12 protein-coding genes and 1 pseudogene are annotated in these 15,752 nt (G+C 66.5%); all 13 read left to right on the forward strand.

Features of this window, described 5'->3' with window-relative positions; translation table 11 throughout:
* On the forward strand, nt 1–283 hold a 283-nt coding region (locus MKL11_RS22180), incomplete at its 5' end, for a DJ-1/PfpI family protein (protein ID WP_243947361.1).
* Between the two features lie 76 nt (nt 284–359).
* Nucleotides 360–1,442 carry a catalase family protein gene (locus MKL11_RS22185; RefSeq protein ID WP_243947363.1) on the forward strand — a complete coding sequence of 361 codons (1,083 nt, stop codon included), beginning with the start codon at nt 360–362 and terminating at the stop codon, nt 1,440–1,442.
* A gap of 136 nt (nt 1,443–1,578) precedes the next feature.
* Complete coding sequence (locus MKL11_RS22190) at nt 1,579–1,800, forward strand: hypothetical protein (RefSeq protein WP_243947365.1); 222 nt, start codon at nt 1,579–1,581, stop codon at nt 1,798–1,800.
* A 279-nt stretch (nt 1,801–2,079) separates the two neighbouring features.
* Nucleotides 2,080–3,453: pseudogene (locus tag MKL11_RS22200) on the forward strand (ABC transporter substrate-binding protein).
* 69 nt (nt 3,454–3,522) lie between these two features.
* Complete coding sequence (selB, locus tag MKL11_RS22205; protein WP_243947371.1) at nt 3,523–5,430, forward strand: selenocysteine-specific translation elongation factor; 1,908 nt, start codon at nt 3,523–3,525, stop codon at nt 5,428–5,430.
* Nucleotides 5,431–5,911: 481 nt separating this feature from the next.
* Complete coding sequence (locus tag MKL11_RS22210; protein WP_243947374.1) at nt 5,912–7,873, forward strand: response regulator; 1,962 nt, start codon at nt 5,912–5,914, stop codon at nt 7,871–7,873.
* 278 nt (nt 7,874–8,151) lie between these two features.
* A complete protein-coding gene (locus tag MKL11_RS22215) occupies nt 8,152–9,060 on the forward strand; it encodes a tyrosine-type recombinase/integrase (protein WP_243947376.1) in 909 nt (302 codons plus the stop codon).
* Between the two features lie 4 nt (nt 9,061–9,064).
* Nucleotides 9,065–10,297 carry an IS91 family transposase gene (locus tag MKL11_RS22220; protein WP_243947378.1) on the forward strand — a complete coding sequence of 411 codons (1,233 nt, stop codon included), beginning with the start codon at nt 9,065–9,067 and terminating at the stop codon, nt 10,295–10,297.
* Between the two features lie 425 nt (nt 10,298–10,722).
* Entirely contained in the window at nt 10,723–12,171 is a 1,449-nt protein-coding gene (locus MKL11_RS22225; RefSeq protein ID WP_243947379.1) for an IS1182 family transposase, read from the forward strand.
* A 162-nt stretch (nt 12,172–12,333) separates the two neighbouring features.
* Nucleotides 12,334–13,302: an AraC family transcriptional regulator gene (locus MKL11_RS22230; RefSeq protein ID WP_091713661.1), complete on the forward strand. Its 969-nt coding sequence runs from the start codon at nt 12,334–12,336 to the stop codon at nt 13,300–13,302.
* Nucleotides 13,303–13,485: 183 nt separating this feature from the next.
* Nucleotides 13,486–14,589, forward strand: a complete 1,104-nt coding sequence (locus tag MKL11_RS22235) for a catalase family protein (RefSeq protein WP_243947381.1) — start codon at nt 13,486–13,488, stop codon at nt 14,587–14,589.
* Between the two features lie 416 nt (nt 14,590–15,005).
* Entirely contained in the window at nt 15,006–15,242 is a 237-nt protein-coding gene (locus MKL11_RS22240) for a hypothetical protein (protein WP_092044225.1), read from the forward strand.
* 71 nt (nt 15,243–15,313) lie between these two features.
* The coding region (locus MKL11_RS22245) for a cytochrome b/b6 domain-containing protein (RefSeq protein ID WP_243947383.1) at nt 15,314–15,752 on the forward strand (439 nt) is incomplete at its 3' end.

The raw sequence follows: 15,752 nt of genomic DNA on the forward strand, positions 1-15,752 counted from the left end.
GTTCGTCCGGGACTTCTTCGCCCAAGGCAAGCCGGTCGGCGTGATTTGCCACGGGCCGTGGACGCTGGTTGAGGCGGACGTCGTGAAGGGCCGTACGCTGACCTCGTTCCCCACGCTGCAGACTGACATCCGGAACGCCGGCGGCGCCTGGGTCGACCAGGAGGTCGTCACGGACAAGGGCCTCGTTACCAGCCGCAACCCGAAGGACCTGCCGGCCTTCTGCGCCAAGATCGTCGAGGAGTTCGCCGAGGGCCGCCATCCCGACCAAGCCCGCGGCGTCTGAGGGCAGTCCTTCCAGGGGTCGGTCGCACGGTCTGCGGCCGGCCTGCGTTGCCCCTCATCAATTCACCGAGGTGACCATGACCTACCTTCAATACGCCCCCGACGTCGAGAATGCCGCCGCGGGCGAGCAGGAGACCATCGACGGCATCATCCAAGGCATGACGCAGCAATCCGAGACGGTCGAGGCTCGCGAGCACCATGCCGTGCGCGCCAGCCACGCCAAGAGTTCGGCCTGCGTCACCGGCGATCTGACCATCGCCGCCGGTCTGCCGCCCGAACTGGCACAAGGGCTCTTCGCCACCCCCGGCACCCACCCAGTCGCGGTGCGCTTCGCGCAAGGTCCGGGCGAGACCCTCGGCGACCGCGTCTCGACCCACCGCGGCATGTCCATCAAGGTGTTCGACGTCCCCGGCGAGAAGCTGCCCGGCCACGCCGTCGAGACCCAGGACTTCGTCCTCGCGACAGGGACCACCTTTCCCTCTGGTACAGCGGCCGGCTTCCTGCGTGACGGAACCGTCATCGGCAAATCGACCGGGCTGCCGGAGGGCGTGAAGAGTGGCGTCTCATCCACCGCGCGCAACCTGAACAAGGTGCTGCACGCCTTCGGCACGGAGAGCGCACTCGCCGACTTCTTCGGCCATCCCTACAGCCATCCCCTGGCCGACAGCTACTTCAGCCAGGCGCCGGTCCGCTACGGCGACTACGTCGCCAAGCTCGGGGCCGTGCCGTCGACGGAAAGCCAGCGCGCACTGTCCGAATGGCGCCTCGACCCGCACCAGGACGAAGACGGTTTTCGCCATGCGACGGTCGCCTTCTTCCGGGACCACGAGGTGGTCTTCGAGTTGAAGGCGCAGCTCTGGGCCGATGCTGAGAGGCAGCCCATCGAGGACGCCTCGGTCGACTGGCCGGTGTCGATCAGCCCCTACCGCACGGTAGCAACGCTGCGCTTGCCGCGGCAGGATGCCTACGCGCCGGACCGGGTTCGGTACTTCGACGAGGTGATGACCTTCCGGCCCGCCCACAGCCTCGCAGCACACCGGCCGCTCGGCTCCGTCATGCGTGCGCGGCTCCAGGTCTACAAAGCCCTGAGCGCCTTCCGCCATCGCGAGAACGGCGTGGCGGAGGAGGATACCGCGAGCATCGACCAAGTCCCGACGTAGATGTCGAAATCGGGCGCTCGGTACCTGTCGCATTGGGTTGTTGCTTGAAGCCGAAAACGATGATCACCCATGAACGGCGCATCTCTTTCCACGTTCAACCTCGAACCGCCCATTTGGGGCGGTGGAGGCGGCGACGATGATCTTCACCATTGATGCATCGGGCTCCCTGTCGCACATCAGCGCCGAGTGGGTCAGCCTGACGGGTCAGGATCTGATCGCGGCGTCCGACCTCTACACTACCGGCGGAAGGCGCCGGGAATACCGCGACCACCGTCTTGAATGGATGGTCAGGTCTGGCGGTGTGGAGGTCGTTCTTGCAGGCCTGCGCGAAGGTAACATCCGCTTCTCCTGGCCGTGAGGGCCCCCTCTCCGCCTAGTCACGCTGCCGAAACGGCGCCACCCACCAAATGGTGAGTCCGGATCGATTGAGCGCGATGCGGTCGCGCGCTAGCTTCCCACCGTTCGGGTCGAACCGGCTCGGACTGCGACCGCACGCCGTGCGGACATCAAACAAGAAGGAGGAGCCATGGACGCGCATGCGACGGCGGATCCCGGCGGAAGCCGATGGGGACCGCACAACACGGTGACGGTGGTCGACCCGTCGCCCGTGAACTGGCTGTCCATCACCTGGAATACGATGGAGGAGGCCAACCGCGTCGATCACGACGGCATTGGACAGCCGAGCCTGGCGGAGAGCTGGCGCTGGCTCGACGGCGAGACCCTCGAACTGACGATGCGCGAGGCCGTCTACCAGGATGGCGAGACGTTCGACGCCGCGATGTTCAAGCTCGGCTTCGACAAGGTCCAGGAGTGGACGAACCCGCATCCGCCGGGCGCCTTCCTGAACTTCGCCCGTGACGTGACCTGCGAGGCGGTGGACGACCGCACGATCCGCATGCGCTTCCCCGGCGGCGATTCCGCGGCGCTAATGAAGCTGCGCGGCATGCACCTGCCCTCGACGCGGTTCTGGAACGAGTGGGGCTTCATCGATCCGAAGACCGGGTCGGCGGAAGGCCATTGGTGAGTGATCGATGCGCCTGGTCCGTGGGGGACTGGCCCGTTCGTGCTCACCGAGGGCGTCTCGCTCATCGATAGCTGCTCCGACCGCGTGGTCATGGAGCCCAACCCGACGTACTGGAACCCGGCCCGCAGGCCGACGGTCCGAATCGTCTACGACAACGTCATCGGCAAGGCCGAGGGCATCAAGTCGGTGGCGGCCGGTGACGGCCGGGTCGACGTGGTGTTCGACCTTACCCCCGATGAGGCCAAGGGGTTTCCCGCATCCGACAAGGGGAAGATCCAGACGAAGTTCGCCAAGGCGATCCTGACCGGCGTGTTCGACGAGAGGCGCGAGGATTCTCCCTGGCGTGATCCCGAGACCCGACGGGCGCTCAACCTCGCCATCGACCGGCAACGGGTGCTGGACAAGGGCGCGCACGGCTACGGCCGGGTGATCTCCGCCTTCATCCAGCCCGGCCGCTACGGCGCGGACCCGGGGATGTCGCCCCTGCCGCACGATCCGGCTGCCGCCAGAGCGGTCCTGGAGAAGGCGGGGCTTGCAGGACGCGAACTCGTGTTCGTGGCCTCGCCCACCTGGAAGGGCGTGGTCGAGGAGATCGGTCGGTGCCTTCGGGAGATCGGGCTCTCGGTTCGATACGTCAGCGACCGGGACGGGGTGCCGGACACGTTCGACGTGAAGCTCGAATGGTACTTCGACTGGACGCCACAGTATCCCGTGGCCTGCGTCCACCGGGAGTTCTTCGGGAAGGACGCGACCCTGCGCCAGGGTCCCGAGGACCCGGGGTTCGATGCCCTCTACGCCAAGCTCCTGCATGCGACGGGAGAGGATGTCGAGGATGTCACCCGGGAGGTCGAGCGGTACGTCCAGGATAAGGCTAAGGCCCTGTTCCTGTACTCGCCCTGCACCCTGTTCGCGGTTTCCGACAGGATCGCGTTCACGGCCTACGATACCTGCATGTCGGAACTCGCCGAGACCCGGATCAAGGGTTGAGGCGGCAGGCGGCGCGGGGCTCCCCGCGCCGCCTGCCGTTCGCGCAAGGCCGACCGGAGCGGGGACACCATGATCGTCGCGACCGCCGGCCATATCGACCACGGCAAGACCACCCTGGTGAAGGCGCTCACCGGGATCGATGCCGACCGCCTGCCGGAGGAGAAGGCCCGCGGCATCACCGTCGACCTGGGCTTCGCGTATATCGGCCTCGGCGGCCGCACGGTCGGCTTCGTCGACGTGCCCGGCCACGAGCGTCTGGTCCGGACGATGGTCGCCGGCGCGACGGGGGTCGGCTTCGCGCTGGTCGTCGTCGCGGCCGACGACGGCGTGATGCCCCAGACCCGCGAGCACATCGCGATCCTAGACCTGCTCGGCCTCCGTCGAGGCCTCGTGGCCATCACCAAGAGCGACCGGGTCGATGCCCGGCGCCTGTCCGAGGTCGACGCGCAGATTCGGGCGGCGCTCTTTGGTACAGGGCTCGCACAGTCGCCCGTCATCGCTTGCTCTGCGCTGAGCGGCGCCGGCATTCCAGATCTCGCCCGGCATCTCGAAGGGGCCGCGGCCGACCCGTCCCCCGCCGCAGCGGCGGGAGGCTTCCGACTTGCGGTCGACCGCTGCTTCAGCGTCGTCGGCGCCGGCCTCGTCGTCACCGGGGCCGTCCATTCCGGTAGCGTCCACGAGGGCGACATGCTCGTCGTATCCCCGAGCGGGGTCGAGGCGCGGGTGCGCGGTCTGCGCATGGGGAACGAAGCGTGCGACGTGGCCGGGGCCGGGCAGCGGTGTGCGCTCAACCTCACCGGACCCAGGCTTTCACGGGCCGGCATCCACCGCGGAGACTGGATCCTGGCGTCCCAACTTCATGGACCCGTACGCCAACTCGACGTGTCGCTGCGGGTGCTGCCGAGCGAATCCCGTCCCCTGCGCCATCGAACGCCCGTCCACCTTCATCTCGGGGCCGCATCGGCGACCGGCCGGGTGCTTCTGCCGTCGGGCACCGCCGTCGAGCCCGGCGCGGCGGTGACGGCGCGGATCGTCCTCGACGGCAGCCTCGGCGCGCTGCACGGCGACCGCTTCGTGCTGCGCGACGTCTCGGCCTCGCGTACCCTCGGCGGGGGGCGGGTCATCGACATCGAGGGCCCCCGCCGCGGGGCCTGGGCACCGGGGCGGCGCGGGGCCGTCGCGGCCCTGGACACGCCTGACCACGCTGCGGCGCTCACCCGCGTCCTCGCTCTTGCAGAGGCGGGCATCGACCTCGATCACTTCGCTCGGTCGCGCAACGTTCCGGCGGAAGAGTTGAAGGTCCTGTCGCTGGAGGTCGGCCTCGTCGTAGTGGACGCTCCGCGCGGGCGCCTGGGCTTTTCCAGGGAGCGAGTCGCCGCTCTCGGCGCTTCCGTCGTCGCGATCCTCGACGCTTCGCACCAGTCCGAGCCCGACAATCCGGGGCTGACAATCGAGGAAATCGGCGGGCGGGTGCCCGCCCCGGAACGCCCCGCCTTGCAGGCCGCACTCGATCCGCTCCTCGGCCAGGGCCGCGTCGAACGGCGGGGGCCGCTCTACCATCTCGCCGGACATGCCGTGCGCCTCGCCGCGCCGGAAGCCACCCTTTATGAGGCCGTTCGTGCCGTCCTCGAACAAGCGGGTCTCGATCAACCGCGCCTCGCGGACCTCGCGGCGCGGGTCCACAGGGAACCGGAGGCCCTGCGGCCGCATCTCGACAAGTTCGGCCGCCTCGGATGGCTGCGGCGGGTGTCGGGACATTACTACGTGCTGCCCGGGGTCCTGTCGGAGTTGGCGGAAAGGGCACGTCTGGCGGCCGCCGCGCATCCCCAGTCGATCCTTACAGTCGGCCGCTTTCGCGAGACGACGGGCATCAGCCGGAACCTGACCATGCCAGTGCTGGAGTATTTCGATTCACGGGGTCTCACCACGCGTGTCACGGATGGACGCATCGTACATCCGGACGATCGTGACCTGTAGAAATCCGTTCTTTCGACGGGTGAATGCCCCTTCAGAAACTGCGCGAACGACGCATTCAGTGGTTCGCGAGGGTGCGGAGGGTCGATTTTGCGAAGCTACAATGAATGTTGATCTAGGGTTGACAAGCGTCTGTTTGCTTTTCTGAACAGCCTAATCGGACTTAGACGTGCCGTTTTCGGCGGCTTCCCACCGTCCGCGACAACAGGGGCTTACGTTCGCTTCCCGGCAACAACGATGTCATCTCGTACGACTGGGTCGGGTCGTAAGCCGGATAGCCGCTTTTCAAACCGACCTTCGCTGAAACGGACCAGCTGCTTTCGGCCAGATCCAGTCGGCCACTGCACGCTAAACGCGGTCGGCTCGCCCGGCTGAGCGTGATTACCGCACCGGACAACCCGCGAAGACGTTCGTTCCGTTCAGGGCTGGCAGAAGCGGGTACCGCTCGCTTTCCATCGCTAGCGGGTCGTGACACTCACTACCCATGAGCAGCTTGCACAAATTGATCGGGACGGTCGCCCGCCGGCGTCATTCGCCGGTAACCGACTACGGTGTCACGCTGCTGTTGATCGGCGCCATGACCTTCGTTCGGTTCCTGGCTCCAGCCCATGTCGCTCCGTTCCTGCTGTACATTCCTGTCCTAATGGTCGTCACTCTGGCTTTCGGCTGGGGGGCCGGGACGCTGGCGCTGTCGTTGTCCACTTTGATCGCCGCGTGGTTCTACACGCGCGACGGGATACTCGGCGGCGTCGACGTCGCGCTGCTGGGTCAGTACGTGACGGTCGGTGCGACCATGGTGTGGATCTGCCATGCGTTGCGCCGCTCCGTCGTGCAGAATGAAGCTACGTTGGAGCGGCTCAACGCAGCGAACCACGTCCTCGTCGATAGGGAGGCGGCGCTGACCAGCGCCAACGCTGCGGCGGAGGCTGCTAAGGAAGCGGCCGAGCAGGCTAACACGACAAAGAGCGATTTTCTGGCTAATATGAGCCATGAACTCCGCACACCGCTTTCTGCCATCATCGGCTACAGCGAGATGATGGGTGAGGAGATCGCGGACGGCTGCGATGCGTCGGACCTTGTGGCCGACATTGGCAAGGTCGAGCGCAACGCCCGTCACCTGCTCGGGCTCATCAACGACGTGCTGGACCTTTCCAAGGTCGAGAGCGGCAAGATGGAGGTCTACGCCGAGGATTTCGCGGTGGATGACATGCTGCGCGACGTCGCGAGTTCGGTCGCTACGCTGATCGGTAAGAAGGGTAATAAGCTGGAATTGCAGCTGGCACCCGAGCTGGGCCGGATGCATTCCGATCTGACCAAGACGCGGCAGGTGCTCTTCAATTTCCTCAGCAATGCAGCCAAGTTTACGGAAAGCGGGATTATCACACTTGCCGCCTCGCGCACGAGGGACGTCTCAGGTGTCGACCGGCTTTCGTTCGCCGTCTCTGATGCCGGGATAGGCATGACAGCTGAGCAGGTGTCACGCCTGTTCCGGCGTTTCGAGCAGGCTGATGCTTCCACGACGCGCAACTTCGGCGGGACTGGGCTTGGTCTTTCGCTCACGCGTTCCTTCGCCGACATGCTCGCGGGGGTGGTCACAGTGTCCAGCGTCCTGGGCCAGGGCAGCACCTTTACGTTCACTGTGCCAGCGACTTTCGTTCCCCTAACCGACGAGCAAGCATCGCCTGATCCAGACGTCATCGCAGACGACGAAGTGGGAGGCGATGTCATCTTGGTCATCGACGATGATACGGACCAACTTGCCCTCACCACGAGATTCCTTCATCGCGAGGGCTTCCAGGTACAAACAGCGGCGAACGGCAGGAGCGGGCTCGAACTCGCCCGGAGGCTGCGGCCGCGGGCCATCCTGCTGGACGTGATGATGCCGGGTGTGGACGGATGGTCCGTGCTAAGCCAGATCAAGGCGGACGAAAAGCTTGCGTCGATCCCGGTCGTGATGGTGACGTCCGTCGACCAGCGCAATCTTGCAGCGTCGCTTGGCGCCTCGGACTACATGCTGAAGCCGGTCGACTGGTCACGGTTCGGCAAGATCGTGAACCAGTTCAGGCTGGCGGAGACGGACCGGCGCGGCACCGTGCTGCTAGTCGAAGACGATGCTGTGACCCGCATGGCGATGCGGTCCACCCTAGAGGAGGACGGCTGGTCGGTCGTGGAAGCCGCGAACGGTGAAGAAGGCTTGCAGCACGCGGCAGATACCAGGCCGGACGTCGTGATCGTCGACCTTAATATGCCTATCATGGACGGCTTCGGTTTCCTGGAGGGCGTTCGAGCCGTACCCGGCTGTTCGGACATCCCAGTGATTGTACTTACGGGTCGCGAATTTTCGGCGGACGACCGTAGGAAGCTTCGCGGCGCCAGCCAGATCCTCAATCGCGGCGACTTCGCATCGGCGACTTTGGCCGAGAGGCTGAAGGTACTTTCAGCTTGAGAAAGGCGAGGTCGGGGTAGCAGCATTAGCGTCGTGCCCACTTCGATGTCCGCTTTGGCGGCAGTTCTTGTTCGAAGCAGACTGGCGGCTTTCGGCCAGCATCAGCCGCCGCAGACCGCCTGCGTAAGCGTCTCAGATGGGTGGATGAACGAACCCGCTCGCGCGGGATGGGTGGGAGCTTCGAGGATGGCGGATTGACCCGAGCGCCCTGCGCCAATTGAGCGCCGCCCAGCCCGGGCGGACGATCCCGGCTCCCTTACTTCGAGTGGAGCCATCCCATGACCATCCTCGCCGTTCCCGCCGCTGCCGGCGGCTCGCTGCGCCAGCGCCTGATCGACGACATGACCCTGCGCCGGTTCTCCCGTGAGACGCAGCGCAACTACATCCGCGACGTCGGGCGTCTGGCGACGTTCCTGCGGCGCTCGCCCGACACGGCGACCGTCGACGACCTGCGCCGCTTTCAGATCGCGCAGCAGGAGGTCGGCCTCGGGGTGCCGACGATGAACGCCATCGTCTCGGCCCTGCGGTTCTTCTTCGTCCATACGATCGAGCGGCCCGATCTCGCTCGCAGGCTGGTCCGCCTCAACCATCCGCGCCCGCTGCCCGACGTCCTGAGCGCCGAGGAGGTTGGGCGGCTGCTCGGTGCCACGGTCTGCCTCAAGCATCTGGCGGCCCTGTCGGTCGCCTACGGCGCGGGACTGCGGGTGGCCAAGGTCGCGGCGCTCAAGGTCAGCGATGTCGACTCGACGCGCATGCTCCTGCGGGTCGAGCGGGGTAAAGGCGGTCGCGACCGCAACGCGATGCTGTCCGTCGATCTCCTGGGTCTCCTGCGGCGCTGGTGGACCGAGGGACACCGGCAGGGCGTCCTGCATCGCGAGGGCTGGCTGTTTCCCGGACAGGACTGGGCCCGGCCGATCAGCACGCGCCAGCTTCACCGCATCGTGGTGGAGGCGGCCAGGTTGGCCCAGATCCCCAAGCGTGTCGGTCCCCATACCCTGCGCCATTCCTTCGCCACCCATCTCATGGAGGACGGCGTCGACATCCGCGTCATCCAGGTCCTGCTCGGGCACAGCCGGCTCGACACCACCGCCCTCTACGTCAAGGTCGCCACCCGGACGGTGCGGGCCGTGACCAGCCCCCTCGACAGGCTCGCCCTGTTCCACAGGCAGGGGCCCGCGCCGGGCTGAGGCGATGCCCGCTACGACGGGCACAACGACGGCCGCCACCATCGAACTGGCCGACGTCTTCCGCGCCGCCGGTCCCGCCTATCGCGCCGATGGGGCCGGTCACTTGAACCTGGCCGCGCTCAAGGTGATGGCGGCGATCGAGCACTGCCGCACGGCCAGCCTCGGCGGCCATGTCGAGGGCTGCGATGCGTGCGGCCACCTGCGCATCGCCTACAACTCCTGCCGCAACCGGCATTGCCCCCGCTGCCAGGGCGCGGCGGCCCGCGACTGGCTCGCCGCGCGCGAGGCCGACCTCCTGCCGGTCGGCTACTTCCACGTCGTCTTCACCCTGCCGGCCGAGATCGCCGCCATCGCCTTCCACAACAAGGCCGCCGTCTACGACCTGCTGTTCCGAACGGCGAGCACCACCATGATGCGGATCGCCGCCGACCCGAAGCACCTCGGGGCCCGCATCGGTCTCACCGCCGTGCTCCATACCTGGGGCTCGGCCATGACCCACCATCCCCATGTTCACATGATCGTCCCCGGCGGAGGCCTCTCCCCGGACGGGACCCGCTGGATCGACGCGCGCCCCGGCTTCCTCCTGCCGGTGCGGGTCCTGGGCCAGCTGTTCCGCCGCCTGTTCCTCGAAGGGCTCGCTGCCCTCCACGCGGCCGGGACGCTCGTCTTCTTCGGCACCCTGGCTCCGCTCTCGGATCCCAGGGCCTTCGCCCGCGCGCTCGCCCCGGTGCGCCGGAAGCGCTGGGTGGTCTACGCCAAGCCGCCGTTTGCCGGGCCGAAGGCCGTGCTCGCCTACCTGGCGCGCTACACCCACCGCGTCGCAATCTCCAGCCGACGCATCCTCGCCTTCGACGGGGCGAGTGTCAGCTTCCGCGTCAAGGACTACCGGCGCGACGAGGCCGGACGGCCGCGGGTCATGACCCTGTCGGCCACGGAGTTCATCCGGCGCTTCCTGCTCCATGTCCTGCCGCGCGGCTTCCACCGCATCCGGCACTACGGCCTCCTCACGGGCGCAAACCGGAAGGCGGCCCTAGCCCACATCCGCGCGATCCTCGGCGTCCCGGCCCCGCCTCGCCCCACCGCCGACGCGCCCGATCCGCAGGACAGCCCCGGCAAGGCCCGCTCGCCTTGCCCCTGCTGCGGCGGTCCCATGATGATCGTCGGGGCCTTCGCGGGCTGGCATCAGCCCCGGGGGCCGCCGTTCCGCTCCACGTCGCACCGGGCCGGTTCGCCATGACCCGGCATGGCCTGACGCCGCCAACCACCCGCGGAGCCGCGCCCCGGGGCATGCCTCACCGTGTGCCGAATGCCAGGATGGGCCGCGCAACCGCGATCGTCGAACCCCGGTCGGCTTCGCCAAGCTCCGGGGGCCCGCCATTTCGGCAGCCCTCAGCCTCGCAACTGGCGAGGTTTGCCCACCGTTGCCCCGCCCCTGGGGGCGACGCCCAGCCCAAATCCCCATAGGACCGCCCGCCATCCCGCGGGTTCGTTCATCCACGACTTTCGTACGCCTCGCGGCGACCGAAACTCTTCAGGATTGCCGTCAGTCCGCTTTGGGGCGGCGATCCATGGAAGCGGACATCGTCGTCGGGCCCGCTAAGGGTCCAGGCTGTGTGAAAACGTGCTGATCTGATAGGGTAAATTCCGATCTTGGAGGTCGGGATGAAGCGCTTCATCGCAGGTGAGGACCGTCAGCAGATCACGCTGCTTCCCGATTGCCTGGACGACTATATCACCGCCGACAATCCGGTTCGCCTCGTCGAAGTGTTCGTCGATGAGCTCGATCTGACAACGCTCGGCTTCGCGGGCGCCGTGCCGGAAGCAACGGGCCGTCCCGCCTACCATCCGGCGATCCTGCTCAAGATCTATCTCTACGGCTACCTCAACCGCGTCCCGTCGAGTCGGCGCCTCGAACGCGAGAGCCAGCGCAACATCGAGCTGATCTGGCTGACCGGTCGGCTGAGGCCCGACTTCAAGACGCTGGCCGACTTCCGCAAGGACAACGGTTCGGCCATCCAGGCCGCCTGCGCGCAGTTCGTGGTGCTTTGCCGTCGGCTGAACCTGTTCAGCAAGGCGGTCGTCGCCATCGACGGCAGCAAGTTCAAGGCGGTCAACAACCGCGACAGAAACTTCACCGCCGCCAAGGTCGAGGCGCGCCTGGCGCAGGTCGAGGCGAGCATCGGCCGTTACCTCGCGGCGCTGGACCGGGCCGACCGCGAGCCAAGCGACATCACCGAGGCGCGCACGACGCGGCTCAGGCAGAAGATCGCGGGCCTGCGCGAGCAGATGCAGGTTCTCCAGGCGAGAGGCCGGCAGGTCGAGGCCGCACCTGACGGCCAGGTCTCGCTGACCGATCCCGACGCGCGCTCCATGGCGACCAGCGGCAAGGGCACCGGCATGGTCGGCTACAATGTCCAGGCCGCGGTCGATACCGACCACCACCTGATCGTGGCGCATGCGGTGATCAACGTCGGCAGCGACCGGGCGCAGCTCGCGCCGATGGGGCTCCTGGCGCAGGCAGCGACGGGATGCGCCACGCTCACGGTGCTGGCCGACCGGGGCTACCTCAACGGCGAACAGGTGCTGGCCTGCGAGGGCACCGGGGTGCTGCCGTGCGTGCCCAAGATCCTGACCTCGGGCCATGCCAAGCGTGGCCTCTTCACGGGACAGGACTTCGTCTACGACGCCGAACAGGATCACTACATCTGTCCCGCCGGCCAGCACCTGACCAAGGGGCCGGCCCGGTCCGATCGCCGGGCCGAGGGCGACGAGATGGACCACTACCGCAACCTGACGGCCTGTCTCGATTGCGCGCTCAAGCCCCGCTGCACGCCGGCGGAGACGCGGCGTGTCAAACGCTGGGTGCGCGAGGGCGTCCTCGACGCGATGCAGGCGCGGCTCGACCGGATGCCGGACGCGATGAAGATCCGTCGCCAGACCGTCGAGCACCCATTCGGCACACTGAAGGCCTGGATGGGAGCGACCCACTTCCTGACCCGGACCTTGGCCAAGGTCAGAACAGAGATGAGCCTGCAGGTTCTGGCCTACAACATGAAGCGGATGATCCAGATCTTCGGGGTCGGTCCGCTGACGGCGGCGATCCGGGCCTGAAGGCCACCACTTCGCTCTGCGACACTCTCAGGACCTTCGCCTTGAACCTGACGGATCTGCGTTCTCACACGGCCTCGGTCGAAAGCAGCGTATCAGCTTCACCGCCCCCGTCTGCTCGAAATCACTGGGGCTTTCGACCTCGATGCCGCATAGTCTGCCACCATGGAAGCCGATCTTCTCGACCGCCTTCTCGTCACGCTCGCGGTGCGGCTGCGCTCGTTCTCCGTCTGCACGATACAGCGCGGGTGGCGCCTGGGGTTCAGTCCGTTCGAGGCGATCACCGTCCATTACGTGCTGCGTGGAACCGGGAGCCTCCGGGTCGGGCACGGACCGTGGCGGTCCTTCGCGCCGCACACTATCATCGTCGTGCCGGCACGACATTCGCACAGCCTTGGCGCTGCCGAGGATTGCATCGGTGAGGTCCGCGCCGAGGATCACTGCGTCCTTCACGGTGACGGGTTGATCTCCTTCACGGCGGGTGACGGGAGCCCCGACGCGCTTTTCGTGTGCGGCCAGATCGCCGACACCCACACCGGTGCGATGGGTCTGTTCGAGTTGTTCCAAGCCCCCATGGTGGAGACCTTTCCCTCGGATCCGGTGCTACGTTACGCCTTCGAGCTCATGCTCGCCGAGGTCGTGAGCCCCAATCTCGCGACACAGGCGATGACGGAGGTGCTGATGAAGCAGTGTCTCATTCTCCTCCTGCGCCGGCAACTGGTGGCGAGCGACTTCACATCCCCGATCCTGGCGGCATTGCAGAACCCGAAGCTCGCCCGCGCCGTCCTGGCGATCCTCGAACAGCCGGGTGCGCGTTACTCCGTCGACAGCTTGGCGGCCCTCGCGAGCATGGGCCGGACCAGCTTCGCAGAAGGGTTCGCCACGGCCTTCGGGCAAGGCCCGATGGAGTTCGTCCAGAGGGTTCGCCTCCGCATCGCCTCCCGTCTCCTCAGCGGCACCGACCTCCCGGTGAAGGTCATCGCCGCAACCGTGGGCTATGCGAGCCGGAGCGCGTTCAGCAAGGCGTTCGAGGTAGAGTTCGGGGCCGCGCCGAGCCAATTTCGTCTGGTGGGCGGAATGGACGAAGGCGAGCCGGAGCGCATCGAGAGCGAGCCTCCCACAGAACCGACCTGATCCCGTCAAGACGTCGAGTGGCCCCGTCTTGGTGCTCCATCGTTCGGATCACGTCCGCGAGCGTTCGACGAGACCGAGCCCCTGGAACTGTCGAAGTCGCATTGTCTTGGCAACGTTCAGTGGGCGTCGACAAACGGTGACCGGTCCTCGGTCGTGCAATTGCTCCCGCCCCGAGGAATTATCATGATCGACGCGAGTGCCTTCTACCTTCGCTACAGTCCAGACATCGAAACCGTCGCCGACGATGAGGCTGAGACGGCGCAGGGCCTGATGGAGACGATGCGCTCGGTCAGCGAAAAGACCCTGGCGGACGGCGGCCACGCGATCCGCAGCGTCCACGCCAAGAGCCACGGCTTCCTTGAGGGCGAGCTTGAAGTGGCCTCGGGGCTTCCGTCCATGCTGGCACAGGGCCTGTTTTCAAAACCGGCGACCTATCCCGTGATCATGCGCCTCTCGACCCTGCCTGGCGACATCCTCGACGACAGCGTCTCGACACCCCGCGGCCTTGCCGTGAAGATCATTGGCGTCGAGGGCGAGCGGCTGGAAGGCTCCGAAGGGGACGTCACCCAGGACCTCGTGCTGGTCAACGGACCCGCCTTCGGCGCGCCGACACCGAAAGCCTTCCTCGCCACCCTGAAGCTGCTCGCGGCTACGACCGACAAGGTGCAGGGCTTCAAGAAGGTCGTCTCGGGTGCGATGCGTGGCGTGCAGGATCTTATCGTCTCCACCACCGGTGCGCCCAACGCCACCGTCGCGACGATGGGCGGCCAGCCCGAGACCCACATCCTCGGCGAGACCTTCTACAGTCAGGTTCCCGTGCGCTTCGGCGATTACGTCGCCAAGTTGTGCGTGGCGCCGGTCGCGCCCGAACTGACGGCCTTGACCGACAAAGCCTTGCGGGCGGACGGAGGCCCGAACGCCATACGGGAGGCGGTCGTCGAGTTCTTCCGTGCGAGTGGGGGGCTCTGGGAGGTCAGGGCGCAGCTATGCACCGGCCTGGACGATATGCCGGTCGAGAACGCCGCCACGGTCTGGCCCGAGAGCGAGAGTCTGTACCAGACCGTGGCGCGGATCCGTGTGAAGCCGCAGACGGCCTGGAGCGAGGCCCGGTCGAGCGCGGTCGACGACGGCCTGTCGTTCAGCCCCTGGCACGGGCTCGCCGCGCACCGGCCCCTCGGCGGCATCATGCGCTCGCGCAAGCAAGCCTACGAGATGGGCAAGCGCTTCCGCGCCGAGAGGAACGGCAGCACCATCACGGAGCCGCGTGAGGCGATCACCCTGCCGTAGTGCGCAATAGGGCGCACTGATCCTGGTACGAAGCGCAAAAGGCCAGGGTGGACGGTGCCACGCGACGGGTGATCCTGATGCGACGATGCCGGTTCGACGTGCGCCGGCCCGACGGAGATCATGCTTCTGATCTCCGTCGGATCCGCGGAAATCTACCGCCGCTTGCATGACCTCGAAAGGTCCGATCCGGGCGGCGCGGTGAGCCCGAAACTTATCGCCGACCGATCCCGTAGCAGTGCTCGACGAGAGTTCGTTCCCGTCGTTCCCGTGCTCGAAGCCTTGGTTTCAGCATGCGATGAATATTGTCAAATTATAATAAAACCGAAAAAATGATCTTTTTTGATGCGGAACAATAGGAGAATGATATTATTGTCCTGAAGGTAGAACAAGAAATTCACCTCCGCAGGAGATATCCCATGAAGAAGCTCACGCTAGCCCTGACCGCGCTGACCGCCCTGGGCGGCATCGCCCTCGCGGCCGGTTCCGCCACCGCCGCACCGATGTCCGTCAACGGCCTTCAGTCCGAGAGCGGCGTCACCCAGGTCCGCATGATGCACGGTGACCGGATGATGATGAAGAAGCGCATGATGCGGAAGCAAATGATGAAGCGCCGCATGATGAAGAAGCGGATGATGATGAACCGTGGCATGTGATCGCTGACGCTTCCGGAGGCCCCGTCACGGGGGCCTCCACCCTGCACGACCGACATGCCCAGGGAGACCGTTTGCCCCGCACCTACCTGACGCGCTCCGCGCCCGACATTGGCGAAGTCGAGCGCCGACGATGGATGTTCCGACACCCGGTCGTGATCCGTGTCACCCACTGGATCAACGCGATCTGCCTCCTGGTGCTGCTGATGAGCGGCCTGCAGATCTTCAACGCCCACCCGGCGCTGTACTGGGGCAAGGTCTCGACCTTCGACACCCCGCTGATGTCGATGGCCTCGACCGAGGACGACCCGCCCAAGGGCGTCACCACGGTCCTGGGTCGCAGCTTCGACACCACGGGTTATCTTGGCTCATCCGCCGGCAGCGATGGCGAGGCAGCCGACCGAGGCTTTCCGGCTTGGCTGACCCTTCCGAGCGATCAGGACCTCACCGGCGGTCGCTCCTGGCACTTGTTCTTCGCTTGGGCCTTCGTCCTGAACGGCCTCGCCTACCTAA

It is taken from the genome of Methylobacterium sp. J-077, from assembly GCF_022829365.1.
Classification (GTDB): Bacteria; Pseudomonadota; Alphaproteobacteria; order Rhizobiales; family Beijerinckiaceae; genus Methylobacterium.